The sequence below is a fragment of the Streptomyces sp. NBC_01261 genome, from assembly GCF_036226385.1.
Classification (GTDB): Bacteria; Actinomycetota; Actinomycetes; order Streptomycetales; family Streptomycetaceae; genus Streptomyces.
The window spans coordinates 6273097-6298095 of sequence record NZ_CP108463.1 but is presented as its reverse complement, the minus strand read 5'-3'; the positions used below and the strand labels follow the sequence as shown (position 1 = coordinate 6298095).

The following is a 24999-nucleotide window of genomic DNA, read 5'->3' as shown; positions in this document are numbered from 1 at the left end:
GACGGCCGTCCGTACGTTTGAGCGTTTCCGGGCCGGGCTAGGTTGTGGCGTATGGCTTCCACGGCTTCTACGCCTTCCACGCCCCCTCGCGGTGCTGCTCAGGTGCTCGTCGCGTCCAATCGCGGCCCCGTCTCGTACGAGGTGGGCGACGACGGTTCGCTGCGCGCCAGGCGGGGTGGCGGCGGCCTGGTGTCCGGGCTGTCGGCGATCGGCCCGGACGCGGGTGCGCTGTGGGTGTGCTCGGCGCTGTCCGACGGCGACCGCGAGGCCGTACGGCGCGGGGTCGGCGAGGACGGCGTACGGATGCTGGACATCCCGGCGGACGTGCACGCCGACGCGTACAACGGCATCGCCAACTCCGTGCTCTGGTTCGTCCACCACATGCTGTACCAGACCCCGCTGGAGCCGGTCTTCGACGCGGAGTTCCGGCGCCAGTGGGCGTCGTACGAGACGTACAACCGGGCGTTCGCGGAGGCGTTGGCCCAGGAGGCGGCGGAGGGTGCCGTCGCGATCGTGCAGGACTACCACCTGTGCCTGGTCCCGGGGATGCTGCGGGAGTTGAGGCCGGACCTGCGGATCGGCCACTTCTCGCACACGCCGTGGGCGCCGGCGGACTACTTCCGGATGCTGCCGGACGACATCCGGGAGCAACTGCTGACGGGCATGCTCGGCGCGGACCGCCTCGGCTTCCTCACCCACCGCTGGGCGGACGCGTTCGCGGCCTGTTGCACGGAGTTCGCCGGGGGCGTCGGTGACACCCTGATCGGCGTCCACGGCCTCGGCGCCGACGCCGACTTCCTGCGCGCCCGCTCGCACGAGCCGGACGTGGAGGAGCGGATCGTGGCCCTCCGCGAGGAGATCGGCGAGGGGCGCAGGACGATCGTCCGTGTCGACCGCACCGAGCTGTCCAAGAACATCGTGCGCGGACTCCTGGCGTACCGCCAACTCCTCGACGACCACCCGGAGTTGCTGGAACAGGTCGTCCACGTGGCGTTCGCCTACCCCTCGCGGCAGGACCTCGCCGTCTACCGCGACTACACCGCCGAGGTGCAGCGGGTGGCGGACGAGATCAACTCCCGCTACGGCACGCCCGGTTGGACCCCGGTGGTCCTCCATGTCAAGGACGACTTCGCCCGCTCCCTGGCCGCGTACCGCCTCGCCGACGTCGCCCTGGTGAACCCGATCCGCGACGGCATGAACCTCGTCGCCAAGGAGGTCCCCGTCGTCTCCGACGAGAGCTGCGTCCTGGTCCTCTCCCGGGAGGCGGGCGCCTACGAGGAGTTGGGCGAGGACGCGATCCCGGTCAACCCGTACGACGTGATCGGCACGGCCGCCGCGCTCCACGAGGCGTTGACCATGCCGGCCGGGGAACGAGCCGAGCGCACGAAGAGGTTGGCGGCGGCGGCTACGGCCCTGCCCCCGGCCCAGTGGTTCCTGGAGCAGCTGAACGCGCTCAAAGCCTGAGCGCCGGAGCACCCTCTCCGAAAGAATGTGACACTCTCGCCACCCAGTGTCACATTTTCGGAACAGCCCCTGCCCGGTCCCGCTCAGCCCAGTTGGGCCGCGATCGCCGCCAGCAGTCCTACGACCCCCACCGGGCCGTCCACCACCAGGTCCGCCCGGTCCGAGAGTTCCGTGACCTCTGAGCTACCGCTGCACACCAGCAGACCCGGAACGCCGTCGGAGCGGAGTTTCTCCACCGCCGCGAACGCGGGGAGATCACCCAGGTCGTCGCCGGCGTAGAGGACCGACTCGGCGCCGGTCTCGCGGAGGTAGTCGAGGAGCGCCACGCCCTTGTCCATGCCCGGCGGGCGCAACTCCAGGACCATGCGGCCGGGTTCGACGATCAGGCCGTGGCGGGTGGCGAGGTCGGTGAGGGGCGCGCGGAGGGCCTCGTAGGCCGCCTGGGGGTCGGTCGCCCGGCGGGTGTGGACCGCCAGCGCGCGACCCTTCTCCTCGATCCACGTGCCCTGCCAGGCGCCGATCCCGTCCAGGAAGCCCGGGAGTTCGGCGCGGACCGCCGCGACCCCGGGGTGCGGGGCGGGGGCGCTGACCGTGCTGCTCACCGCGTCCCAGCGCTCCGTGCCGTAGTGGCCCAGCACGACCAGGTGTTCCAGGCCCGGCACGCCCGCGAAGCCGCCGTTGCGGACCGCCACACCGGCCGGGCGGCCGGTGATCACGGCCACCGATGCCACCTTCGGGGCGAGTGCGGCCAGCGCCGGCACCGCGCCCGGGTGGGCCCGCGCCTGCTCGGGGTCCGCGACGATCGGTGCGAGCGTGCCGTCGAAGTCGAGCCCGATCACCGCGGAGGCCGGTTTGGCGAGGATCGCCTCCAGAGCCTCGCGCCCGGCGCGGGTGGCGGGGGTCGGCAGTGCGTGCAGGGGATCGGTGGAGTCCTGAGGGCTGCCCATGTCGACGACCCTATCCGGGCGGGGCCGGGACCCACACCTGCTGCTACCTCTCCGCCCGCCTCGTCTCACGGACCCGTCTCAGCCTGTTCACCGTCACCGGGTCGTGGGCCAGGGCCCGCTCGTCGTCCAGCAGGGCGTTGAGCAGCTGGTAGTAGCGCACGGGGGCCAGACCCAGTTCCTCGCGGATCGCGCGCTCCTTCACGCCGGGGCCGGGGAAGCCGCGGCGCTCCAGCGCGAGGATGTCCTGTTCCCTCCGGTTCAGCGAGGGAAGCCGCGAGGGCCGGTCCTTGTCCATGCCCTGAACCGTAACCCCCGCCACTGACAACGCCCCCGGACGCTGCTCGACCGCTACTTCCCGCTCTCCGCCAGCGACGCCGACGCCTGCAACTGCCCCAGCACCCCGCCCGGGCTGCCGTTCGCGGTCACCGCCTGCCCTATCCGCTTCTTGATGTCCGCGCTGACCGTGGCCCAGGAGGTGTTGCCGACCGGGTAGAGCGTGGACAGCGGGAGTTCCTCCAGGAAGGGCCGTAGAGCCTTGTCCTGCCCGGACTCCTGCATCGCCTCGGACGCGGAGTTGGTGACCGGCAGGAGGTCGTACTCGCGGGAGAAGGCGAGGACGTTCTTCTCGCTGTAGACGAAGTCGAGGAAGTCGCCGATCTGCTCGCGGTGGCCGTTCCGCTTGAACGCGGCCATCCAGTCGGCGACACCCATCGTGGTCTTGGCCTTGCCGTTGCGGCCGGGCATCGCGACCGTGCCGAACTTGACGCCCTTCTTGGCGGCCTGCTGCATGAGGGTCGGGTGCCCGTTGAGCATGCCGACGTCGCCGTCGGCGAAGGCGGCGAACGCGTCCGCGCGGTTGAGCTTGGCGGGCGCGACGGGACCGGTCAGGCCCTTGGCGACCAGGTTGTCGCGCAGCCAGGTGAAGGTGGAGATGTTCTGCGTCGAGTCGAGGGTGTACGTGCCGATGTCGTCGGTGTAGCCACCGCCCCCGCCGAGCAGCCACTGCATCGTCTCGGCCTGCGCCTCCTCGGACCCGAGCGGCAGCGCGAACGGGTACTTCACACCCTTCTCCTTCAACGCCTCCGCGTCGGCGGCCAGTTCGCTCCAGTCCTTCGGCGGGGTGAGCCCGGCCTCGGTGAAGAGGGTCTTGTTGTAGAAGAGGACGCGCGTAGACGCGGCGAACGGCATGCCGTACTGGATGTGGTTCACCTGCCCCGCGTCCAGCAGCGGCTCCAGGAAATCGGCCTCTACAGGGATGGAGAGCAGGTCGGCCGTGGAGTACAGCCTGCCCGCGTCGGCGTAGTCCGCGTACGCGCCGATCTGCGCCATGTCGGGCGCCTTGCCGGCCGCGACCATCTCCTTGACCTCGCGGTCGACGTCGTTCCAGGAGTAGACGCTGACCTCGACCTTGACGTCCGGGTGCTTCGCCTCGTACGCCTTGACGAGTCCGTCCCAGTATTTCCGCGAACTGTTGGACGCGGAGTCGCCGTAGTCCGCCGCGACGAGTCTCAGGGTGACGTCACCCGAGCCCCCGCCGAGGCCACAGCCACCGAGGACCGCCGTCATGCCCAGTGCGGACACCACCGCGATCATTCCTGTCCTACGCCGCTGCACCGCTGAATCCCCAACCTTTGCTGTCGTGACGTTCGCTCTGCGAACCCATAAGGTCTACACCACGTGAGTGGACTAGACCTCTCGCGGGTGTACGGGCCACACTGTCCCCCGTGAGACATGTCATCGCCCTCGACGTGGGCGGCACCGGGATGAAGGCCGCCCTGGTCGGGGCGGAGGGCGAGCTCCTCCACCGGGCCCGCCGGGCGACCGGCCGCGAGCGCGGTCCGGACGCGGTCGTCGAGCACATCCTCGGCTTCGCCGCCGAGCTGCGCGCGTACGGCGAGGAGCACTACGGCGAGCCCGCGACGGCGGCCGGCGTCGCCGTCCCCGGCATCGTCGACGCCGAGCGGGGCATCGCCGCGTACTCGGCCAACCTCGGCTGGCGCGACGTACCCCTGCGCGATCTGCTGGCCGCCCGCCTCGGGGGTGTCCCGGTCGCCCTCGGCCACGACGTCCGCACCGGCGGCCTCGCCGAGGGGCGCATCGGCGCGGGCAAGGGCGCCGACCGCTTCCTGTTCGTCCCGCTGGGCACCGGTATAGCGGGTGCGATCGGCATCGACGGCCGGGTGGAGGCGGGCGCGCACGGCTTCGCCGGCGAGATCGGCCACATCGTCGTACGACCGGGCGGTACGCCGTGTCCCTGCGGCCAGACCGGCTGCCTGGAGCGGTACGCGTCCGCGGCGGCGGTGACCGAGGCGTGGGCGGCCGTCTCCGGCGACCCCGGGGCGGACGCGGCGGACTGCGCCAAGGCGGTCGCCTCCGGGGACCGGCGCGCGCAGAAGGTCTGGCAGGAAGCCGTGGACGCCCTCGCCGACGGCCTCGTCACCGCCCTCACCCTCCTGGACCCCCGCACGATCATCATCGGTGGCGGCCTGGCGGAGGCGGGGGAAACCTTGTTCACACCGCTGCGTGAGGCGGTCCGGGCCCGGATCACCTTCCAGAAGCTGCCGTCCATCGTCCCGGCGGCCCTCGGCGACACAGCGGGATGCCTGGGCGCAGGCCTGCTGGCTTGGGATCTCCTCAACTCAACCGACCGCACGGAGGTAGCACGCTGATGGCACCCACCTCAGGGGCGCGGGGAACTGCGCGACCAGCCACAACGCACCCGCAGCCCGCAATGGCCAATGCGCCCCTGATCCTCTCCGGTGCCAACCTGGTCCTGCCCACCGGAACGGTCAAAAACGGCCGCCTCATCATCGACGGCACCCGCATCACCGGCGCCGCCCCCGACAACGCCCAGGTACTCGACGTCACCGGATACACGCTGGTACCGGGATTCGTCGACCTGCACAACCACGGCGGCGGCGGAGCCTCCTTCACCTCCGGCACCATCGACGACGTCCTCAAGGGCATCCACACCCACCGCCGGCACGGCACGACCACTCTGGTCGCCTCCACCGTCACCGGCGAGATGGACTTCCTCGCCCAGCGGGCCGGCCTCCTCTCCGAACTGGCCGAGCAGGGCGACCTCGCCGGTATCCACTTCGAGGGCCCGTTCATCTCCCCGTGCCGCAAGGGCGCCCACTCCGAGGCCCTGCTCCGGGATCCTGACCCCGCGGACGTCCGCAAGCTGGTCGACGCGGCCCGCGGGCAGGCGAAGATGGTCACCCTCGCGACCGAACTCCCCGGCGGCCTGGACTCCGTACACCTCCTCGCCGAACTCGGTGTCATCGCGGCGATCGGGCACACGGACGCGTCGTACGAGCAGACGGTGGAGGCGATCGACGCGGGCGCGACGGTCGCCACGCACCTGTTCAACGCGATGCCGCCGCTCGGTCACCGCGACCCCGGTCCGATCGCGGCGCTGCTCGAAGACGAGCGGATCACGGTCGAGTTGATCAACGACGGTACGCATCTGCACCCGGCGGCACTGGAGTTGGCGTTCCACCATGCCGGTGCGGAGCGGGTCGCGTTCATCACGGACGCGATGGACGCGGCGGGCTTCGGTGACGGGCGTTACATGCTCGGCCCGTTGGAGGTCGAGGTGAGCGAGGGCGTGGCACGGCTGGTGGAGGGCGGCTCCATCGCGGGCTCGACCCTCACCCTGGACCGGGCCTTCAAGCGCGCGGTGACGGTCGACCGGATCCCGGTCGAGGACGTGGTCGCCGCGATCTCGGCCAACCCGGCGCGGTTGCTGGGGAGTTACGACGAGATCGGCTCGCTGGAGCCCGGCAAGTACGCGGACCTGGTGCTGCTGGACTCCGCGTTCGACCTCAAGGGCGTGATGCGGCGCGGTACTTGGGTGGTCGATCCCCAACTGGGCTGAAATGTAATGCTGTTGAGGCGGCGGTTGTCCCGGGACACTGGGAGGACCGCCGCCTCTTTGGCATGATCGGGCCCGAACTGGACGGCGGATGCACACACTTCGGGGGAGGTCGGCCGGTGATCCTCACGGTGACGCTGAACACCGCTCTCGATATCACCTACCGCGTACGGCAGTTGCACCCGCACGCTTCGCACCGCGTGTCCGAGGTGACGGAACGCCCCGGCGGCAAGGGCCTGAACGTGGCGCGGGTCCTGGCGGCCCTGGGCCACGAGGTGACGGTCACCGGCTTCGCGGGCGGCGCGACCGGACGCATCGTCCAGGACCAACTCACGGGCACACCGGGCGTGTTGGACGCGCTCATCCCGGTCTCCGGGGCGAGCCGCCGCACGATAGCGGTGGTGGACGAGCTGACTGGTGACACGACTCAACTCAACGAGCCCGGCCCGACGGTCACTTCGGCGGAGTGGACGGCGTTCCAGGAGGCGTACGGGTCCCTGCTGACCCGCGGGATCTCGGCGGTGGCCCTGTGCGGAAGCCTGCCGCCGGGAGTGCCGGTGGGCGCCTAAGTCGGCCTGATCCGCACCGCACGAACAGCGGGCGTCCCCGTCCTCCTCGACACCAGCGGCGAACCCCTCCGCCGAGGAGTCGCCGCCCGCCCCGACATCGTCAAGCCCAACACCGACGAACTCGCCGAACTCACCGGCTCCCACGACCCGTTGCGCGCCACCCAGGACGCGCGACGCCGGGGCGCCCGAACGGTGGTCACCTCACTGGGCGCGCGGGGCCTCCTGGCGGCGACCCCGGAGGGCACCTGGCACGCGACACCTCCGACCCGCATCCACGGCAACCCGACCGGCGCGGGCGACTCGGCGGTCGCGGGCCTGCTGTCGGGCTTGGTGGAACACCTGCCCTGGCCGGACCGACTGGCACGAGCGGTCGCCCTGTCGGCGGCGACCGTACTGGCCCCGGTGGCGGGCGAGTTCGACCGCGCGACGTACGAGGAACTGGCGGGGCGGGTCGCGGTGACGGGGGAGGTCAGCGCGGCTTGACATTGAGCTTGGCCGAGAAAAACCCTTTCCCTCACACCGGGCCAGATGATCAGATGATCACCCGTTCGCTGCACTGACCAGCAGCGAAAGACACGAGGGGGAACCTCATATGAGCATGCTCAGGAAGAGCCTGACGACGGCCGCTGTGGCCGGCGTACTGGTGGGCGGCATCTTCGCCACACCGGCTTCGGCGGCCGATCCCAACACCTGCCCGAAGGGGAAGGTCTGCGGATGGACGGGGAAGAACAGGACCGGAACCAGGAACGTCATGACAGTGACGCCCGGTTGCTATCCCTTCGACACCGCCAAGTCCGTCTCGAACCAGACGTCCTACAAGATCGAGTTCTGGCACATCACCCCCGGCACCGGCTGCGACGTCGGCACCCGGCTGATCACTCTGAAGCCGGGCACCTACTCGGACAACCCCGGAACCGTCACGGGGATCGCCGTCTACGGGCCGTGACACCGGCGGCCCCGTCTGAGCCGCACTGACGATGCTCCGCCCGTCACGGGCGGAGCATCGCGCTCACGGCTCTCAGCAGCGGCACCAGGCGCCTCACGATCCGTCGGTCAGCCATAGCTGGTCGAAGAGTGCGTCGCACTGATTGCCCTGATCGCAGGCGATCTCGATGACGTTGGTGCCCTTGGTCAGGCTGACCGGGGCCCAGGTGCTCTGCCAGCCCTTTTCATAGTCCCCCTTCGGGGAGCCGATGAAGTTCTTCAGACCTATGGGCTGAGTGTTCGCTTTGCCGTTCACCGACAGCGTCGCATTGGCATCGGCACCGGGGACGCTGTAACGCGCGTACAACCGGAAGTCCCCTGCCTTCTGAACGCCGTTGACCGTCCAAGTGACCTTGGCACCAACCTGGTTGAAGCCGGTCACGTAAATGCCACCGTCAGCCTTCGCGCCTTTTATCTCCGAGGTCAGAGAGGTGCCACCCTCCAGGCGTAGCGCCTTCGCGTCGGTCTTCGGCAGTTCACCCGCGGTCGAAGCCGAGTTGCTGCTGGACGGACTCGACGAGGCGCTCTGCGAAGCCGATGGCGTCGAGCCCGCCTGGTCGCCGGTCTTGTTGTCGTCGTTGCCGTTCATCATCGCCACGCTGATGCCGATGACGACCGCGGCGACGACCGCGATCGCGCCGATCAGGAGGCCCTTGGTGTTGGGGCCGCGGCCTCGGCCGTTGCCGCCGCCGTTGTTGTAGGACGGGGGCTGCTGGCCGGACGGGGGGCCGCCGGGGAAGGTTTCCGGGGCCTGGTAGTGGGCGTTGGGCTGGGCGCCGTAGGGCTGCTGTTGCGGGACCGTCTGGCCGTAGGGCTGCTGGTACTGGGCGGTGGGGGCCGCGGCGGCCTGCTGGCCGCCGTACTGGCGCTCGCCCACCGGGCGCACTCGGTTGACCGAACCCGGGTAGCCGTAGCCACCGCCGGACGGCGGCTGGGCGCCGGCGGCCTGGCCGTCCTCGTACAGGTAGCCGAACGGGTCGTCGTCCTCGGGCGTGCTCGCGCCGTTGTTGCCGGGCGTCATCCCTAGGTACTCCTCAACAGGTGCGGGTGCAGATACGTCAGCTTCAGACACGTCTTCGATACGTCTGGAGAACTGCGAGCCTACCCGCTCCGCGTCGTCCAAACGGGTGACTCGGACCGCATCAAACCGCTGACCTGGAGATCATCCCGCGCGTCTGTGCTGTTTGGGACGAGATCGTTTCTCGATGTACATCCGTTCGTCAGCGGACTTCAGGACCTCGTCCGCCGTCATGCCGCAGTGGGCCCACCCGATACCGAAACTGGCCCCGACCCGCATGCCGCGGCCGTCGACCCGGATGGGCTGGATGATCTCGTTCCGCAGGCGTACCGCGAGGTCGGCGGCGTCGGCCTTGCCGAGTCCGTCGGCCAGGACGACGAACTCGTCGCCGCCGAGCCGGGCCACCGTGTCGCCGTCGCGCACGGCCCGGCCGAGCCGCCGGGCGACCTCGATGAGGACCGCGTCACCCGCGTTGTGCCCGAACCGGTCGTTGATCGACTTGAAGCCGTCGAGGTCGCAGAAGAGCACCGCGAGCCCCTTGGTGCCGTCGTCCCGCTCGCCCTCGGGGGCGATGGTGTGGACGTGGTGGTCGTAGGCGTCGAGGAGGTCGGCGCCGGGGCGGAAGTCGAAGCCGTGGCCGTTCGCGTCGTAGGCCGAATGTCCGAATGCGGCGTCGATGGACTCGATCTCGCCGGGGTGGGTGGCCTGCGGGCGCTGGCAGAGGCGGGCGGAGAGGCGGGTGCGCAGCTCCGCCGAGTTCGGCAGGCCGGTCAGCGCGTCGTGCGCGGCGCGGTGGGCGAGTTGCAGCTCGCGGCGCTTGCGGTCCTCTATGTCCTCGACGTGGGAGAGGAGGAAGCGCGGTCCGTCGGCGGCGTCCGCGACGACGGAGTTGCGGAGCGAGACCCAGACGTACGTGCCGTCCCGGCGGCCCAGGCGGAGCTCCGCGCGTCCGCCCTCCGCCGACGTTCTGAGCAGGGTGCCTATGTCCTCGGGGTGGACGAGGTCCGAGAAGGAGTAGCGGCGCATCGCGGACGCCGGGCGGCCCAGCAGGCGGCACAGGGCGTCGTTGCTGCGGAGTATTCGGCCGTGCTGGTCGCCGCCCATCTCGGCTATCGCCATGCCGGAGGGGGCGTACTCGAAGGCCTGCCGGAAGCTCTCCTCGCTTGCGCGCAGGGCCTGTTGCTCACGCTCCAGGCGGACCAGGGCGCGCTGCATGTTGGCGCGCAGCCGGGCGTTGCTGATCGCTATGGCCGCCTGGAACGCGTACATCTGGAGCGCCTCGCGCCCCCACGCGCCCGGCCGCCGGCCGTTGCGCGGGCGGTCCACGGACAGGACGCCGATCAGCTCGCCGCACGAGCCGCCGGAGACGCCGGGGGTGTACATGGGCGCGAAGAGCCGGTCGGACGGGTGCCACTCGTCCTCGAAGCGGGGTGCGGGGCCGTCGGTGTACCACTGCGGTACGTCGTCCTCGTCGAGGACCCAGCCCTCGGTGTGCGGGATGAAGCGGAGGTCGCCCCAGGCCTCGCCCATGCCGAGCCGGCGCTCCCAGGAGGTGCGCGAGCCGACGCGGCCGGCGATGAGCGACTCGGCGGCGGAGTTGCCCGCGAAGGCGGCGACGACGAGGTCGCCGTCGGGGCGGACGAGGTTGACGCATGCCAGCTCGTACCCGAGACCCTTGACGACGCCTTCGGCGACGGTCTGCAGGGTGTCCGCCAGGCTGCGGGCGGTGTTCATGTCCGCCATGACCGTGTGCAGTTGTCGCAGGGTCGCAAGACGGACGTAGGGTTCCGACTCGGTCTCCATACTCGCCCTCCCCCCGAGACCTCGCAGTGAATCAAGGGTCATCTTCCCCGCCACTGAATCACAGCGCGCTGCCCACTCGGTACACAGGGTCAACAATTACTACCTCTTGTGACTCAAGTCACAGCAGAAGATGAACAATTGAGTGGAGTTTCTGCTTTTTCCCTGTGCGTTAACTGAACGCAAACTGTGCGGGTGTGTGGACATGATGCACGACGATGTTCCGCCGCGTGGGCCATTGGTCCTAGGACCCGAGTGGGCCGCAGGTCCGATGTGGTGCGCGGACGTACGAGGCTAGCGTTTCGAGCGTGCTGAACACCGCGTCGATCACCGAGACCGTTCCCTCCGGGCATGCTGTGGGGGTGAGCAACGACGAGTTCCGCGCCGCCCTCGCGCGACTGGCCGCCGGTGTGGTCCTGGTGACCGCGCACGAGGAGCCCTACGACCCGGACGACCCCCAGGCCCCGGTCGGCGAGGACGTGGGCATGACGGCGACCTCGTTCATGTCGGTCTCCCTGGACCCGCCCCTGGTCCTGGTCAGCCTCCGCAACGGCTCCCGCATGGACGACCTCCTCGACGAACAGCCCCTGTGGGCCGTCTCCGTCCTCTCCGAAAGCCAACGCCACATCGCGGGCCGCTTCGCCATGAAGGGCCGCATCAGCGACCGGCTGCTCTTCGACGACATCCCCTACGTCCACGGGGAGGCGTCCGGGGCTCCGTTGGTGCGGGGGGCTCTGGCCACGCTGGAGTGCCGGACGGAACAGCGGCTTCCGGCGGGGGACCACACGCTGGTCATCGGGCGGGTGCTGACGGCGGAGGTGGGGAGTGCCGAGGGGGGTCCGCTGTCGTATTTCCGGGGGCGGTACCGGCAGTTGGGGTAGGCGGCGGGGGGCCGGGGGACGGATTTCCGGGCCGGTAACGGCAGTTGGGGTGCCGGCCAATTCGGTGGCCCGCCGGTGATCGACCCCCTTACCGTGCACGCATGACGACGAACACCACCGCCGGGCCCGGCCCGCGCCTCGAAGAGATCACCCCGAGCAACTTCGAGGCCGCCGTGGGCATTCGGGTCCGCCCCGACCAGGAGTTCGCGGTCTCCCCCGTCATGAAGTCCCTCGCCCAGGCCTACGTCCATCCCGGCACCGCCTGGCCGCGCCTGATCGTCGACGAGAACCGGCCGGTCGGCTTCCTCATGGCCTTCTTCGACATCGACTGGAACCTGGACGGCGGCGTCATCCGTTCCGGCCTGTGGCGGCTGAACATCGCGGCGGACCAACAGGGGCGCGGATACGGCCGGTTCGCGGTGGAGTCGGTCGCCGCGGAGATCCGCCGCCGGGGCGGCAAGGAGCTGTACGTGACGTGGCACGAGGGTCCGTCGGGCCCGGCGAAGTTCTACCTGGGACTGGGTTTCCGGCCCAACGGGGAGCTGACCGAGGGCGAGACGGTCGGGGTGCTGGAGCTGCCGTAGGCGCACGGCCGGACGAGGTCCGCGTCCGGCGAGGCCGGCCTCACCCCCAGTCCCGCCCGTTCCGCCCCCGCTTCGTGTCGGAGCGCTGCTTCTTCTCCCGCAACCGGCGTTCGTTGATACCGCGCGGAATACGGGTCGCCCGGCGTGGCTTCGGCGGCGGGGCGGTGGCCTCGGCGAGCAGCGCCGCGAGGCGTACGGCGGCGGTCTCGCGGTTGCGCCACTGGGACCGGTGCTCGGAGGACCGTACGGTGACGACGCCGTCGACGAGCCGCGAGGCGAGCCGTTCCAGCGCGCGCTGCTTCCACACCGGTGGCAGGGCCTCGGTCCTGGCCAGGTCGAACCGCAGCTCCACCTGGGAGTCGCTGGTGTTGACGTGCTGCCCACCCGGCCCTGACGACCGCGAGAAACGCCACATGAGCTCGGCCTCGGGCAGGGAGACGGAGCCGCGGACGGGATAGGGACCGGACATGTCTCCATGGTCGCCCAGCTGTCCGGTCCACGTCACTCCCATTTCCACAGGAGTCCCGCGGACCGCCGGGAGGGCGCGGGTAAAGAAAGTAAAGTCGCCTGGAACCTTCGGTACCCCTCTTGGCGTTCATACAGGTACCGGTAGCTTCGTCCTCAGTACGAAGCCCGCACCGCAACGAGGGAAGGACTCCCAACAATGGCTGTAAGCCTGTCCAAGGGTGGCAACGTCTCGCTCACCAAGGAGGCCCCGGGCCTGACCGCCGTCACCGTAGGCCTCGGCTGGGACGTCCGCACCACCACCGGCACGGACTTCGACCTCGACGCCTCGGCGATCGCGGTCAACCCCGAGGGCAAGGTCTACTCGGACGGTCACTTCATCTTCTTCAACAACAAGTCGACCCCGGACCAGACGATCGTCCACACCGGCGACAACCGCACGGGCGAGGGCGCGGGCGACGACGAGGCGATCAACGTCAACCTGGCGGGCCTCCCGGCGGACGTCGAGAAGATCGTCTTCCCGGTCTCGATCTACGACGCGGAGACCCGCTCGCAGAACTTCGGCCAGGTCCGCAACGCGTACATCCGCATCCTGAACCAGGCCGGCGGCGCCGAGATCGCCCGCTACGACCTCTCCGAGGACGCGGCGACGGAGACGGCGATGGTCTTCGGCGAGCTGTACCGCAGCGGCGCGGAGTGGAAGTTCCGCGCGGTGGGCCAGGGGTACGCCTCGGGCCTGGTCGGCATCGCGCAGGACTTCGGCGTCAACGTCTGACGTTCACCGCGCTGGCAAGCAGTGCCGTGTGCGAGGCCCCTGGCTGCGGTTGCGGCCGGGGGCCTCGGCATGTGCGGGAACGCGGCGCGGCGGACCGGGAGTCGGGGAACGCGGCACCGGGGTCCGGGAGTTGAGGGAACGCGGTGCGCGGGGCCGGGAGTTGAGGGAACAGGGCGCGGGGGCCGCACAGGGGTGTCCCAGCCCCGTATGGCAATGTGCCGGGATCAACAGCGGTTGTGGCACCTGGAAGGACAGCGAGGCCTATGTTGTTCGGACCGTCCCCCGCCGGTTTCGGGCCTCCCCCACCGCCCGCCTGGACCCCGCCGACCGAGACGGAACGCGCACTGGCCGAGGCAAGAGCGCGCGGCGACCGGTCCGCGTACTACGACGTACTGGCCCGGGTCCGCCTCTACTACGTGATGTCACGCGAGTCCTACGACGACCGACCGGACCGCGTCCACCGCACGTTCACCCGCGACCCCCGCACCGGCGCGGAACGCTGGGAACTCCTCACGGACGGCATGCTGCCCGCGCCCCGCCCCGACCTGGTGTACTCCCGCGCCTCGCTGCACTGGATCGCGGAAGCCTGGAACCCGCGCTGCCCACCCGCCATCGTCATCGACCCCGGCACCCCGTGCGAACTGGCGCTCTCCTACGGCCCCTTGGGCACGACGGACTGGTCACGCGCGGCGGAACGGATCGGCACCCCTTCCACCGCCATGCGCCTGCGCGCGCTCCACGTCGGCGGCGTACTCCACGGCCCCGTGGCCCACGGCCTGGCCTGCGGAGCCCTCCTCTGCGTCAGCAACGGTTCCCTCTGGAACGCGCCGGCCTGGCACGGCAGCGGCTACGACGGCGAGCGCCGGCGGCTGCGCGAGTGGTGGGGCATCACCACCCGCGCCGAGTGGCAGCACCACCTGCGCAACCTGCTCGCCTGCGAAGCGTCCAGCTCCGTATGGGAGTTCGCACTGAGCCTGCGCCGCACGATCGCCCGCGACTTCGGCGGCCACGTGGACACGGGGTACTGGCGCCAGGCGGTGGCCACCGTCATCCGCGCCAACTCCGAAGGCTCCACGGTGATCACGGAGGACGGCGTGACGAAGACCGACCCCCGCCCCGCGTCGGAGACCGAGGCCCGCGTGGAGGGCGTACAACGCCTGATCGGCCGCATCACCCGCTACGAGGCCCGTATGCGGGCGGACGGCATCCTCGCCGAGAACCGCTACGTCACCTCGGTGGAGGCCTGGGACCTCGGCCGCGCCTCGAAGATGGCCCGCTGGGGCCTGGGCGCCCGCTTCGCCACCCTCCCGGAGACGGAGTCGGCCGTCATCCGCGCCGGCCGGGCCGCATCCCTCGCCTACCGCTCCTGGGCCGACTTCTCCGCCGGTTACGTCCTGGGCCGCTGCCTGCACTTCGACGAGGAGGAGTTCGGGGACTGGTACCAGGACATGGTCGCCGCCCATCGCATCCTGATGTCCGAACCCGGGAGCCCTTGGCTCAACATTCCGTTCCGGTGAGCGCGCGGTCGGATGTCACCACGACCGTGGCGTCGGCCAGGTGCAGGACGAGGTCGGCCAGGGCGGTCAGCCGTCGGTCGTGGGTGATGAGGAACGTCGTACGGCCGGCGGTGAGCCGGCGCAGGGGGGCCATGACGCGGGCGGTGGCCGCGTCGTCGAGGCCGGTGGTGGGTTCGTCGAGGACGAGGACGGGCGCGGTGCGCAGCATGGCGCGGGCCAGGGCGATCCTGCGGCGCTGGCCGCCGGAGAGGTTGTTGCCGCGCTTGCCGACCGGGGTGTCGTAGCCCTCGGGCAGCGCGCTGACGAATCCGTGCGCGTCGGCCGCGACGGCGGCGGCGAGCACCTCGCTGTCGGCGGCGTCCGGGCAGCCGTAGACGATGTTCGCGCGGACGGTGTCGTCGAACAGCATGCTGTCCTGCGGGAGCAGGGTGATGTGGCGGCGGACCTCGTCGGGCGGGAGTTCGGCGATGTCGCGGCCGTCGAGGAGGATGCGGCCCCGGGTGGGTTCGTGGAAGCGCAGCAGGAGTTTGCCGAGGGTGGACTTGCCGGCGCCGCTGGGGCCGGTGACGGCGATCAGGAGACCCGGGGGCAGGTCGAGGTGGACGCGGTGGAGTACGGGGCCCGCCGCGCCCGGGTAGGAGAAGTCGACGTCCTGGAAGGTGACGGCGCCGCGTACGGGCTCGGGGAGCGGCGGGGTGTCGGGGCGGGGGGCCGTTTCGGGGGTGGGAGCGGTGCGCAGGAGCTCGATCAGGCGCTCGCAGGTGGCGGTCGCGGTGGAGGCGCCGACGAGGAGTTCGCCGAGTTCCTGGAGCCGCGGGTGGAGGTAGCTGAGGAACGCGGCGAACGCGAGGAGACCGCCCACGGTGAGGTGGTGCTCGGAGATCTGCCACGCCCCGGCGCCGATCACCGCCAACACGCTGACGGTTTCGAGGAGTTCGCCGAGCGGGCCGTACACGGACGACAGCCGGATCTGCCGCAGTCCGGCGCGCATCCAGGTGCGTCCCTCGCGGTGCACCTTGGTGCGTTCCGCCTGCTGGCGGCCGTACGCCTGCACCAGGGGCATGTTGGCGAGGCTCTCCTCCAGGAGGGAGGCGAGCCGTCCGTTGCTGTCGCGTTCGGCACGGCTCGCGGTGCGCATCAGGGTGCCGAAGACGCGGGCGCCGATCCAGATCAGGGGGGCGGCGGCGAGGGTGATGAGCGCCAGTTGCCAGCTGGTCCAGAACGCGGCGGCGGCGAAGACGAGGGCGCCCGCGGCGGAGGTGATCAGCTCCACGGGAGCGGAGGCGACCAGGGTCTCCACGACCTCGATGTCCCCGGTGAGGCGGGCGACCAGGTCGCCGGTGCCGTAGCGGTCGAGGGTGTCCGGCGGGATGGCCTGGAGGTGCCGGAAGACGTGGTCGCGCAGGCCCAGGAGGAAGTGCTCGCTGGTCCAGCCGGACAGGTAGCTGCCCGCGGCGGAGACCACGGCGCCCACGACGGCCAGCCCCAGCCAGAGCGTGGCCGGGCCCCAGAAGGCGGCGAGGTCGCCGGGGGCGAGGACGTCGTCGGTGAGCCGGCCCGCGATGGCGATCGCGGCGGCGTCGGCGGCGGACGAGGCGATGAGGAGCGCCGCCGAGGAGAGGACGGCGACGCGGTTGCCGCGGGCCAGGGGCCAGAAGGTGCGGAAGGCGGCGAGGGGGGAGATGCGGGCGTGCCGCAGCCGGGACGGACGGCGCTCCTCGGCTGCCGCCGCCGTCCGGTCCCGGCACGTGCCGGGGTCCACACTCGCTGGGCGGGCGGACCCCGGCACGGCGGTCACTTACCGTGCTTCTTGTGCTTCCGGTGGTGCTTCTTCTCGTGGTGCTTGTGATGCGCCTCCTTGGCACATTCCTTCTTCTTGGCCTTCTTGGCCAGAGCGATCTTCGCGAAGGACACGGCGTTCCCCTTTCTCGGAGTTGGCAACCGGTAGTACGGGGGCGGGAGTTGCCGAATTCAAGAGGGGAGGTGAGGGTTGAATTATGTTCCCTTACCGAATTCCTATGTGCGCGGGGCTTCTTTTTTGGGAGGCGGGTTTCGAGCTCGGCGGAGCCCCCGGCCGCTAGCGTGCCCCCATGTTCCTCGAACCGCTCACGCCGACCGAGGCCGGCGCGCTCCCCGGCGAGTTGCTCACCGAGCTGACCGCCCTCTACGCCTCGAACCACGCGTTCCACGCCCTGAGCGGTGACTTCCCCGACCCGGAGGACATCCGGCCCGAGCAGGTGGCGACCGCGCTGGCCGACGAACTGGCCGACCCGGACGTCGAAGTACTGCTCGCGCGCGGCGCCGGGCGGCTCGTCGGGATCGCGATCACCCTCGGGACGCATCCCGACCCGGACGACAGGGACCCTTGGATCGGGCTGCTGATGATCGACGCCGCGCAGCAACAGCAGGGACACGGGCGGCAGTTGGCGTCCCTCGTCGAGGACCGTCTCCGCGAGGCCGGCCGAACCGCCGTACGCCTCGCCGTCCTTGACAACAACCCCGACGGCCTCGCCTTCTGGACCGCCCTCGGCTACGACGTCATCGACCACCGCCCTGAGCGCCAACTCGGCCGCCCCTGCGCCGTGTTGCGCAAGCAGCTCCGCAAACTCCGCAGCGCCGCCCGCATCGCCGTACTCGACCCCTCGGGCTCCGTCTTCCTCTTCCTGCACGACGACTCCGCGAACGGCACCTTGTGGGCCCTGCCCGGCGGCGGCATCGAGGGGGACGAGACCCCGCGCGAGGGCGCCCTGCGCGAACTCCGCGAGGAGACCGGCTGGACCGACCTGACCACCGGCCCCCTCCTCTGCACCCGGGAACGCGACTTCATCCGCGTCGGCATCCACATCCGGCAGCACGAGCACATCTACGTCACCCACGGCCCCCACCGCGAACCCACCGGCCCCGACCTCTCCGCCGCCCACGCCAAGGACGGCATCCTCGCCTGGCGGTGGTGGACGCGGGAGGAGCTGCGTGGGGCGACCGAGTTCGGTTGGCTGCCCGAACTCGCCGGGCTGCTCGACAAGGTGGAGGAGGAGGCGGAAGAGGCGGAAGAGGGGACGGGAGAGAAGGCGGGAGAGGAGGCGGGGAACGGATGACCTCGCGCTCCGACTCTCCTTGCTCGCACGGGCGATGAGGACGTACGACGAGTCGGTGGCTGGTGGATCGTTCGTCCGTCAGGGACGGGCCGGCTTTCCGTCCCCGTACAGCCAGTCCTTCCAGATTTCGCCGAAGTCCTTGCCCGGTGCCATCTTCTGCACGTACGCCGTGAAGTCCGCCGTGTTCGCGTTGCCGTAGCGGTGGGTGGCTGCCCAGCCCTGGATGATGTCGTAGAAGCGCGCGTCGCCGACCGTCCGGCGGATCTTGTGGAGGACCATCGCACCGCGTTCGTAGACGGGGCTGTCGGAGATGTGGGCGGCGGAGGTGGGGCGGGCCGGAGGGAAGGACCAGATCGCCTCGCTGTCGGACCTGTCGTCGAAGTAGGTGCCCTTGTAGAGGGCGTCGAAGGTCTGTTGGGCGGTGTCGCCGTCGTGATCCTCCGACCAGAGCCACTCCGCGTAGGTCGCGAAGCCCTCGTTGAGCCACATGTCGCGCCACGTCTTCGGGGTGACGGAGTCGCCGTACCACTGGTGGGCGAGCTCGTGGACGAGGGTGGCGGTGTCGGGGGCGCCGGGGAAGAACGGGCGGGTCTGGGTCTCCAGCGCGTAGCCCGCGTCGCCACGGCGGTCGACGATCGCGCCGGTGGAGGAGAAGGGGTACGGGCCGAAGTTGTACTCCTCCCACTCCATGATCTCGGGGATCTCCGCCAGCACCTTGCGGCTCGCCGCCGCCTCCTGCGGGTCCACCGCCGTGTACACGGGGAGGCCGTTCTTCGTGGTGGTGCGGGTGATGTCGTAGTGGCCGATCGCGACCGTGGCCAGGTAGGTCGCCATGGGGTGGGTGGTCCGCCAGGTGGAGGTCGTACGGCCCGCGCGGGTCGTCGTCTCCGTCCTCAACTCACCGTTGGAGACCGCCTGCAGGCCCTTCGGGACGGTGATCGTGATGTCGTACGTCGCCTTGTCTGAGGGGTGGTCGTTGCCGGGGAACCACGCCATCGAGCCGGTCGGTTCACCGAGGGCCAGCGCGCCGTCCGCCGTGGGCAGCCAGCCCTCCTCCGAGCCGTCGGGGTCGGTGATCGTCTCGGGGGTGCCGGAGTAGTGCACGGTCGTCTTGAACGTCTTGCCCTTACGGAGGGTGTCGGGTGGGCGGACTCTCAGTTCCTGGCCGGTGCGGGTCCAGGAGGTCTTTTTGCCGTCCACCGTCAGCGAGTTGACCCGCATGCCTTTGAGGTCGAGGTCGTAGGCGGAGAGGTTCTGGGTGGCGCGGGCGGTGATCGTCGCCGTACCGGTCAAGGGAGTTGAGGTGTGAGGGGTGCCCGGGGTGTACGCCAGGGTCAGCGCGTAGTGAGTCACGTCGTAGCCGCCGTTTCCCGCCTTGGGGAAGTACGGGTCGGCTACGCCCGTGCTGCCGACGGTGCCCTGTACGCCTCCTGTTCCACCGCACGCCGTCAGGACGAGGGCCAGCGCGCACGCGGTGACCGTGGGAACAGGCCGTACGGATCGGGACACGTGCGCGATCCTACGAGTTCGGGGCTCGTCGTCCTGGAGTACGGCGGTCCTCGTACGCTCGGGTCCGTGCCCCGTTCTTCCAAGAAGCCCCGCCGACTTGTTGCCGACGGGCGCGTGTATATGTGGTCGCTGCGTCACAGTCACCGTCACGGCGGCGGCAGCGGCAGCGGCAGCGGCAGCGGCATGGACAACGGCAGCGGCTCCGTGGGTTGTGTCCACACCCTCACCCTGAATCCCCGGCCGGCCGGCACCGGCGGTGCGCTGCGGATCGTCTTCGGCGCGGGGCCGGGGCGGTACGTCCCGGGCGGGGCCCCCTTGGGTTCCGGGGATGTGGGCTACGTCCGCGGCGCCTCCCTGAACCTCCACGAACCCGGCGCCGTCCGCACCCTCCTCGACGCGGCGTCGGCCCGCGGGTGGCTGCCGGGGCCGGGGGAAACGCGGGCCGTGGAGGTCGACGGCTGGGCTCTGCTGGAGGCGGCGGTTGCCTGGCGGGACGGGGGCGGCGAGCGTCCCGCGGAGCCTGGTGACGGGCGGGACGAGGGGCGCCGGGAGGGGGCGTCCTGAGGGGCGGCTCCTCACCGACCTCGGACCTCCCCGACCGTGACACCATCTCCTACGTGCTCGACATCGGCTACGCCCTCTCCAACCGCTTCCCCGACCCCCCGCAGACCGACTACCGGCGCGCGGACGTCCACGCGCTGCGGCACGACCTGTTCTGCGGTGACGTGTACCTCGCCGACACCAAGGCGGACCGGGAAGTGTCCACGGCCTGGGGATGGGTGCCGGTGCTCGACTTCGCGTGGGCGTTGTGCGACATCGTGGAGCGGATCGATCAGGACCCGGCGGGGTCGCGGGCGTCCCGGCCGCAGCGGGCGGAACTGGACTTCACGGAGTCGACGGACCGGATGCTGTTCGAGCGCCGGTTCGGGTGGGTCGATGTCGAGGCGGACTGGATGCGGCGGGAGGAGGAGGCGTTGACCTTCTCCCACACCGAACTCCGGCGCGAGGCAAGGGACTTCCTGCACGATCTGATCGCCGACCTGGTTGATCTGCACGATGCCCTCGGCGAGAATCCGGCGATCTGGACGTTGCAGGCGAGGTTCCCGAGGATTCCCTGAACTTCCCCGGCTGCCCTGAACTTCCCGGTTGCCCTGACCTTCCCGGTTGCCCTGACCTTCCCGGTTGCCCTGACCTTCCCGGTTGCCCTGACCTTCCCGGTTGCCCTGACCTTCCCGGTTGCCCTGACCTTCCCGGTTGCTCTGACCTGGTGGCACCGTCCCTGGGGGCTGCGCCCCCAGACCCCCATCGGCCCTGAAGGGGCCTCGTCCTCAAACGCCGGACAGGCTGATTTTGCCGACCTGGGCGAGAGGGCGTGCCCACAGCGGGTGGGTGGGGGATCGGGATGGCGCACGCTCGGCCTCAACGCCAGACGAGCTGGAGACAGCCGACCTGGGCGAGAGGGCGTGACCCCAGCGGATGGATGGGAGATCGGGATGGCACGCGCTCGGCCTCAACGCCAGACGAGCTGGAGACAGCCGACCTGGGCGAGAGGGCGTGACCCCAGCGGATGGGTAGGAGATCGGGATGGCGCACGCGCGGGCTCAAACGCCGGACGAGCTTGAAACAGCCGGCCTGGGCGAGAGGGCGTGACCCCAGCGGGTGGATGGGAGATCGGGATGGCATGCGCTCGGCCTCAACGCCAGACGAGCTGGAGACAGCCGGCTTGCGTCGGAATGCCGGACGGGCTGAGGATGCGGGTGTCGGCCTGCCTTTACAAGTGACGGACGAGCCGGATACAGCCACCCGCACCACCCGCACTCAAAGGGCGGACGGGCTGGTTGACGCCCCCTGCTCCGCAACCTGCGCCCCCGTGAAAGCGAAAAGCTCACCCCCTGGAAAGGGCGCCCCTCACCCCTCCACCCGAATCCCCATCTGCACAGCCAACACAGGCGCCAAATCCACCAGTTGCCCCATGCTGATCACCGCCCCGGACAACCGCTCCACCCCCCGCGCGATCTCCAACTGCACCGCTCCCCGCAGATCCACATCCGTGAACGACACCCCCGTGAAATCCGCCCCCTTCAACGCACAGTCCACGAACTCGACGCGCTCCAGCCGAGCATCGAGAAAGTCCGGCTCAACAAGGACACAGCCCTCGAAAACAACATCCCGCAGCTTCGCCTTGCGCAGATTCAGGTAATCGATCTTGCCGCCCCGAATCACCACCCGCTCCAGCACCGCACCATGCAACTGCACCCCGCCCATCCGCGCGTCGACCACCTCGACGTCACGCAGGGTCGACTCCGCGAGGTCGGTGCCGACACCCCGTATGCCGGTGAGGACGGAGTCGAGCACGCGCGCGTGATGCAGCCGCGTCTCGTCCAGCGCGCAGTCCGTCAGGGCGCAGTCCATGAACCGGGCACCCCCGCCGTCCTGCCCGACGAAGTCCTCGTCCCGGAACTGCAACCCGTCGTAGTCCCCGTCCGGCTCCAACTCCCCGCCCCCGTAGGCCTCCAGAGCCGGCAACCGCACCTCCGGCCGCCGCGCCCCCTTCACCCCGCCCGCAGCACCGCGGGAACCCCCCGTCCCACGCGTGCCACCCGCCCCGCCCGTCGCCGCTCTCCTCGCCATGCCCCCATCCTGCACCCCACCACTGACAATCCCCCTGACCTGCGCAAACCCAATACACCTTGACCTCAAGCACGCTTGAGGTCGAACAGTGGCCCCATGCATGCCATACGACTCCACGCCTTCGGCCCCGCCGAGAACCTCACCTACGAAACCGTCGACACCCCCTCCCCCCACCCCGGCCAGGTCCGCATCGCCGTGGCCGCGGCCGGAGTGCACCTCCTGGACACCGTCCTACGGAAGGGAGAGCGCGGCCCGCTGCCCGAACTCCCCGCCCTCCCCACGATCCCCGGCCGCGAGGTCGCCGGTGTCGTCGAGTCGCTCGGGGACGGGGTCGCCGGGCTGTGGCTCGGGAAGCGGGTGGTCGCGCACCTCGGCTTCGCGCCGGGCGGGTACGCCGAGTTGGCCGTGGTCGACGTCGACCGGGTCCACGAGATCCCGGCGGACCTGGACTTCGCGCAGGCCGTCGCGATGATCGGAACGGGCCGTACGGCAATGGGAATCGTGCAGTTCAGCGAGCTGAGCGTGGACTCCGTAGTCGTCGTTCCGGCAGCCGCGGGCGGACTCGGGACGCTGCTCGTGCAGTACGCCAAGCAGACCGGTGCGACCGTGATCGGTCTCGCGGGCGGGGCGGAGAAGGTCGCCCTGGTACGGAAGAACGGCGCCGATCTCGCCGTCGACTACACGGCCCCGGAGTGGCCGGGAAAGGTACGCGCCTGGCTGGGCGGACGGCACGCGACGGTCGTGTTCGACGGGGTGGGTGGGGCCGTAGCAAGGGAGACGGTCGACCTGCTCGGGCCGAACGGCCGGCACCTCGTCTTCGGGTGGTCGAGCGGGCAGCCGTACACCCTCGAAGCCGAAGGGGTGTCCGAACAGGTGCTAGGGCCCGTGATGATGCGAAAGACCGGCGGCCCGAGCCCCATCCGCACCCTGGAACTACGAGCACTCGCCGAGGCCGCCGCGGGCCGACTCGTACCGGCCGTAGAACGATTCCCGCTGGCCGGCGCGCCGGCAGCGCACCGCGCACTGGAGAACCGGAAAACAACCGGAAAGGTGGTCCTGGAGCCATGACCACACCGAGCCGATCACCAGGCACACAACCGAGCACACCGCCCGGCCCGCTATCGAACACACACACGAATACGACTGCGGATGCGATACCTACCGATTCATGGTCTTCTGACCAGATGAGTGTCACCCAATCAGGTGAATCAGGCGAATCAGGTGGATCCGGAACGACGGCCACCGACCCCGATCCCCGCCGCTGGTGGGGCCTGGTGATCATCGCTCTCGCGCAGCTCATGGTGGTCCTCGACGCGACGATCGTGAACATCGCGCTCCCCTCCGCACAGCGCGACCTGGGCATGTCCGACGGCAACCGGCAGTGGGTCATCACCGCGTACACACTCGCCTTCGGCGGACTGCTCCTCCTCGGCGGCCGGATCGCCGACCTGGTGGGCCGCAAACGGACGTTCATCATCGGCCTGATCGGCTTCGCCGGCGCCTCCGCACTCGGCGGCGCGGCCACGAGCTCGGGCATGCTCTTCGGCGCCCGCGCCCTCCAGGGCGTCTTCGCCGCCGTACTGGCCCCCTCCGCGCTGTCCCTCCTCACCACGTCCTTCACCGACCCGAAGGAACGCGGAAAGGCCTTCGGGATCTACGGCGCGCTCGCGGGCAGCGGTTCGGCGATCGGGTTCATCGCGGGCGGGCTGCTCACCGAGTACCTGAACTGGCGCTGGTGCCTGTACGTCAACATCCCCATCGCGATCATCGCGGTCTTCGGCGCCTTCGCCCTCCTCCACGACCGCCCGGGCCACAGCGGCGCCCGCCTCGACGTACCCGGCGTCCTGCTCGGCTGCGGCGGCCTGGTCGCGATCGTCTACGGCTTCAGCGAGGCGGAACCGCGCGGCTGGACGGACTCACTGGTCCTCGGCCTGTTCGCGGCCGGTGTCGTCCTCCTCGTCTCCTTCGTGTGGTGGCAGACGAGGGCCCCCAGCCCGCTCCTCCCGCTGCACATCGTCAAGGACCGCAACCGCGCCGGCTGCTTCCTCACGATGGGCCTCGCGGTCATCGGCATGTTCGGCATGTTCCTGTTCATGACCTACTACCTCCAGGTCATCCTCGACTACTCCCCCGTGAAGACCGGCATGGCCTTCCTGCCCCTCACGGTCGCGATCATCATCGGCTCGACCCAGATCTCGGCCCGCCTGATGCACCACGTCCCACCGCGCACCCTGATGGTGCCGGGCGCGGTCCTGGCCGCAGCGGGCATGTCCTTCTTCACCCGCCTCACCGTCCACTCGGACTACACGACCGAACTCCTCCCCGGCCTGCTGCTGATGGGCCTCGGCATGGGCCTGATCTTCATGCCGGTCTTCGCCACCGCCACGGCCGGAGTCGCCCCGCAGGACTCGGGCGTGACCTCCGCGACCGTCAACACCGCCCAGCAGGTGGGCGGTTCGATCGGCACGGCCCTCCTCAACACGATCGCCACCACCAGCAGCACGGCCTACATCGTCGCCCACCTCCACACCCCGGCCCAGAAGGCCCTCATCACCAGCAAGGGCATCGTCCACGGCTACACGGTCGCCATCTGGTGGGCCGTAGCCGTCATGCTCCTGGCAGGCCTGGTCGCGGGCCTGATGGTGACCGCACGAGCACCCAAACACGGGGCGACGGCACAGTCACCCGCCCCGGAGTCGGCGTCCGAGTCACTGACCTGAGCCGAGCGGCCCGCCACCCGCGTACGGCGGCAAGGCGACGTGTCGGGGGGTGTCCGCCCGCAGCGGTTGGCGCGTCAAGCACGGCCGAGCCGGTGAGCAACGGTCAGCGCGCCAATCCGAGGACGGACACCCCCCGGCGCGGCGCCGCCCCCCAACGAACAAC

At 70.3% G+C, this 24999-nt stretch carries 22 protein-coding genes and 1 pseudogene; 14 read left to right on the top strand and 9 right to left on the bottom strand.

Annotation, left to right across the window (positions count from 1 at the left end):
* Window positions 1-51: 51 nt before the first annotated feature.
* Entirely contained in the window at window positions 52-1464 is a 1413-nt protein-coding gene (locus tag OG226_RS28060; protein WP_329350400.1) for an alpha,alpha-trehalose-phosphate synthase (UDP-forming), read from the top strand.
* A gap of 83 nt (window positions 1465-1547) precedes the next feature.
* Here the strand turns inward: OG226_RS28060 and otsB are convergent, their stop codons facing one another.
* Genes otsB through OG226_RS28045 form a run of 3 tightly spaced genes read right to left on the bottom strand, consistent with a single transcriptional unit; the run spans window position 1548 to window position 4025 of the window.
* Window positions 1548-2411, bottom strand: coding sequence for a trehalose-phosphatase (otsB, locus tag OG226_RS28055; protein WP_328682258.1), 864 nt, complete (start codon window positions 2409-2411; stop codon window positions 1548-1550).
* A 43-nt stretch (window positions 2412-2454) separates the two neighbouring features.
* Window positions 2455-2706 (bottom strand): DUF3263 domain-containing protein, encoded by a 252-nt coding sequence (locus OG226_RS28050; RefSeq protein WP_328682257.1) that lies wholly within the window; start codon window positions 2704-2706, stop codon window positions 2455-2457.
* Between the two features lie 53 nt (window positions 2707-2759).
* Window positions 2760-4025 (bottom strand): extracellular solute-binding protein, encoded by a 1266-nt coding sequence (locus OG226_RS28045; RefSeq protein ID WP_443066914.1) that lies wholly within the window; start codon window positions 4023-4025, stop codon window positions 2760-2762.
* Between the two features lie 110 nt (window positions 4026-4135).
* On the opposite strand from OG226_RS28045, the gene OG226_RS28040 reads away from it, so the two are divergent.
* The 4 genes and pseudogenes from OG226_RS28040 to OG226_RS28025 all read left to right on the top strand — a co-directional run bounded on the left by OG226_RS28040 (window position 4136) and on the right by OG226_RS28025 (window position 7803).
* Window positions 4136-5080 carry an ROK family protein gene (locus OG226_RS28040; RefSeq protein WP_329350398.1) on the top strand — a complete coding sequence of 315 codons (945 nt, stop codon included), beginning with the start codon at window positions 4136-4138 and terminating at the stop codon, window positions 5078-5080.
* A 62-nt stretch (window positions 5081-5142) separates the two neighbouring features.
* Complete coding sequence (gene nagA / locus OG226_RS28035) at window positions 5143-6291, top strand: N-acetylglucosamine-6-phosphate deacetylase (protein WP_329350397.1); 1149 nt, start codon at window positions 5143-5145, stop codon at window positions 6289-6291.
* A 116-nt stretch (window positions 6292-6407) separates the two neighbouring features.
* Window positions 6408-7340 (top strand): annotated as a pseudogene (locus tag OG226_RS28030) (1-phosphofructokinase family hexose kinase).
* Window positions 7341-7449: 109 nt separating this feature from the next.
* Complete coding sequence (locus OG226_RS28025) at window positions 7450-7803, top strand: peptidase inhibitor family I36 protein (protein WP_328682252.1); 354 nt, start codon at window positions 7450-7452, stop codon at window positions 7801-7803.
* 93 nt (window positions 7804-7896) lie between these two features.
* Here OG226_RS28025 and OG226_RS28020 read toward each other — a convergent pair whose 3' ends face one another.
* Both OG226_RS28020 and cdgB read right to left on the bottom strand, forming a co-directional pair.
* Window positions 7897-8862 carry a CBM35 domain-containing protein gene (locus tag OG226_RS28020; protein WP_328682251.1) on the bottom strand — a complete coding sequence of 322 codons (966 nt, stop codon included), beginning with the start codon at window positions 8860-8862 and terminating at the stop codon, window positions 7897-7899.
* 141 nt (window positions 8863-9003) lie between these two features.
* Complete coding sequence (gene cdgB / locus OG226_RS28015; protein ID WP_328682250.1) at window positions 9004-10662, bottom strand: diguanylate cyclase CdgB; 1659 nt, start codon at window positions 10660-10662, stop codon at window positions 9004-9006.
* Window positions 10663-10967: 305 nt separating this feature from the next.
* Here cdgB and OG226_RS28010 point away from each other — a divergent pair, with 305 nt between their 5' ends.
* Window positions 10968-11540, top strand: a complete 573-nt coding sequence (locus OG226_RS28010) for a flavin reductase family protein (RefSeq protein ID WP_328682249.1) — start codon at window positions 10968-10970, stop codon at window positions 11538-11540.
* A 101-nt stretch (window positions 11541-11641) separates the two neighbouring features.
* A complete protein-coding gene (locus OG226_RS28005; RefSeq protein ID WP_328682248.1) occupies window positions 11642-12124 on the top strand; it encodes a GNAT family N-acetyltransferase in 483 nt (160 codons plus the stop codon).
* A 40-nt stretch (window positions 12125-12164) separates the two neighbouring features.
* On the opposite strand, the gene arfB is transcribed toward OG226_RS28005, so the two are convergent.
* Window positions 12165-12593 (bottom strand): alternative ribosome rescue aminoacyl-tRNA hydrolase ArfB, encoded by a 429-nt coding sequence (gene arfB / locus OG226_RS28000; RefSeq protein ID WP_328682247.1) that lies wholly within the window; start codon window positions 12591-12593, stop codon window positions 12165-12167.
* Between the two features lie 195 nt (window positions 12594-12788).
* On the opposite strand from arfB, the gene OG226_RS27995 reads away from it, so the two are divergent.
* Window positions 12789-13364: a TerD family protein gene (locus OG226_RS27995; RefSeq protein WP_327403152.1), complete on the top strand. Its 576-nt coding sequence runs from the start codon at window positions 12789-12791 to the stop codon at window positions 13362-13364.
* Window positions 13365-13627: 263 nt separating this feature from the next.
* A complete protein-coding gene (locus OG226_RS27990) occupies window positions 13628-14881 on the top strand; it encodes a DUF1266 domain-containing protein (protein ID WP_329350395.1) in 1254 nt (417 codons plus the stop codon).
* Here the strand turns inward: OG226_RS27990 and OG226_RS27985 are convergent.
* Complete coding sequence (locus tag OG226_RS27985) at window positions 14862-16679, bottom strand: ABC transporter ATP-binding protein (RefSeq protein WP_329350394.1); 1818 nt, start codon at window positions 16677-16679, stop codon at window positions 14862-14864. The genes OG226_RS27990 and OG226_RS27985 overlap by 20 nt on opposite strands.
* Window positions 16680-16971: 292 nt before the next feature.
* Here OG226_RS27985 and OG226_RS27980 point away from each other — a divergent pair, with 292 nt between their 5' ends.
* A complete protein-coding gene (locus OG226_RS27980; RefSeq protein WP_329350393.1) occupies window positions 16972-17976 on the top strand; it encodes a bifunctional GNAT family N-acetyltransferase/NUDIX hydrolase in 1005 nt (334 codons plus the stop codon).
* Window positions 17977-18054: 78 nt separating this feature from the next.
* Here the strand turns inward: OG226_RS27980 and OG226_RS27975 are convergent, their stop codons facing one another.
* Entirely contained in the window at window positions 18055-19485 is a 1431-nt protein-coding gene (locus OG226_RS27975; protein WP_329350391.1) for a M1 family metallopeptidase, read from the bottom strand.
* 120 nt (window positions 19486-19605) lie between these two features.
* Between OG226_RS27975 and OG226_RS27970 the strand changes: the two genes are divergently transcribed.
* Both OG226_RS27970 and OG226_RS27965 read left to right on the top strand, forming a co-directional pair.
* Window positions 19606-20049, top strand: coding sequence for a hypothetical protein (locus tag OG226_RS27970; protein WP_443067008.1), 444 nt, complete (start codon window positions 19606-19608; stop codon window positions 20047-20049).
* 53 nt (window positions 20050-20102) lie between these two features.
* Complete coding sequence (locus OG226_RS27965; RefSeq protein ID WP_329350389.1) at window positions 20103-20603, top strand: hypothetical protein; 501 nt, start codon at window positions 20103-20105, stop codon at window positions 20601-20603.
* Window positions 20604-21393: 790 nt separating this feature from the next.
* Here OG226_RS27965 and OG226_RS27960 read toward each other — a convergent pair.
* Entirely contained in the window at window positions 21394-22116 is a 723-nt protein-coding gene (locus OG226_RS27960) for a pentapeptide repeat-containing protein (RefSeq protein WP_329350387.1), read from the bottom strand.
* Between the two features lie 96 nt (window positions 22117-22212).
* Here OG226_RS27960 and OG226_RS27955 point away from each other — a divergent pair, with 96 nt between their 5' ends.
* Both OG226_RS27955 and OG226_RS27950 read left to right on the top strand, forming a co-directional pair.
* Window positions 22213-23184: a zinc-binding dehydrogenase gene (locus OG226_RS27955; RefSeq protein ID WP_329350385.1), complete on the top strand. Its 972-nt coding sequence runs from the start codon at window positions 22213-22215 to the stop codon at window positions 23182-23184.
* A 116-nt stretch (window positions 23185-23300) separates the two neighbouring features.
* A complete protein-coding gene (locus OG226_RS27950) occupies window positions 23301-24836 on the top strand; it encodes an MFS transporter (RefSeq protein WP_329350384.1) in 1536 nt (511 codons plus the stop codon).
* Window positions 24837-24999 lie beyond the last annotated feature (163 nt).

Excerpts from the sequence above, each read along its gene's own strand:
- OG226_RS28060 (WP_329350400.1), top strand. The coding sequence starts at position 52 with ATGGCTTCCACGGCTTCTACGCCTTCCACGCCCCCTCGCGGTGCTGCT.
- otsB (WP_328682258.1), bottom strand. The coding sequence starts at position 2,411 with ATGGGCAGCCCTCAGGACTCCACCGATCCCCTGCACGCACTGCCGACC.
- OG226_RS28050 (WP_328682257.1), bottom strand. The coding sequence starts at position 2,706 with ATGGACAAGGACCGGCCCTCGCGGCTTCCCTCGCTGAACCGGAGGGAA.
- nagA (WP_329350397.1), top strand. The coding sequence starts at position 5,143 with ATGGCCAATGCGCCCCTGATCCTCTCCGGTGCCAACCTGGTCCTGCCC.
- OG226_RS28025 (WP_328682252.1), top strand. The coding sequence starts at position 7,450 with ATGAGCATGCTCAGGAAGAGCCTGACGACGGCCGCTGTGGCCGGCGTA.
- OG226_RS28020 (WP_328682251.1), bottom strand. The coding sequence starts at position 8,862 with ATGACGCCCGGCAACAACGGCGCGAGCACGCCCGAGGACGACGACCCG.
- cdgB (WP_328682250.1), bottom strand. The coding sequence starts at position 10,662 with ATGGAGACCGAGTCGGAACCCTACGTCCGTCTTGCGACCCTGCGACAA.
- OG226_RS28005 (WP_328682248.1), top strand. The coding sequence starts at position 11,642 with ATGACGACGAACACCACCGCCGGGCCCGGCCCGCGCCTCGAAGAGATC.
- arfB (WP_328682247.1), bottom strand. The coding sequence starts at position 12,593 with ATGTCCGGTCCCTATCCCGTCCGCGGCTCCGTCTCCCTGCCCGAGGCC.
- OG226_RS27995 (WP_327403152.1), top strand. The coding sequence starts at position 12,789 with ATGGCTGTAAGCCTGTCCAAGGGTGGCAACGTCTCGCTCACCAAGGAG.
- OG226_RS27990 (WP_329350395.1), top strand. The coding sequence starts at position 13,628 with ATGTTGTTCGGACCGTCCCCCGCCGGTTTCGGGCCTCCCCCACCGCCC.
- OG226_RS27980 (WP_329350393.1), top strand. The coding sequence starts at position 16,972 with ATGTTCCTCGAACCGCTCACGCCGACCGAGGCCGGCGCGCTCCCCGGC.
- OG226_RS27970 (WP_443067008.1), top strand. The coding sequence starts at position 19,606 with ATGTGGTCGCTGCGTCACAGTCACCGTCACGGCGGCGGCAGCGGCAGC.
- OG226_RS27960 (WP_329350387.1), bottom strand. The coding sequence starts at position 22,116 with ATGGCGAGGAGAGCGGCGACGGGCGGGGCGGGTGGCACGCGTGGGACG.
- OG226_RS27955 (WP_329350385.1), top strand. The coding sequence starts at position 22,213 with ATGCATGCCATACGACTCCACGCCTTCGGCCCCGCCGAGAACCTCACC.
- OG226_RS27950 (WP_329350384.1), top strand. The coding sequence starts at position 23,301 with ATGAGTGTCACCCAATCAGGTGAATCAGGCGAATCAGGTGGATCCGGA.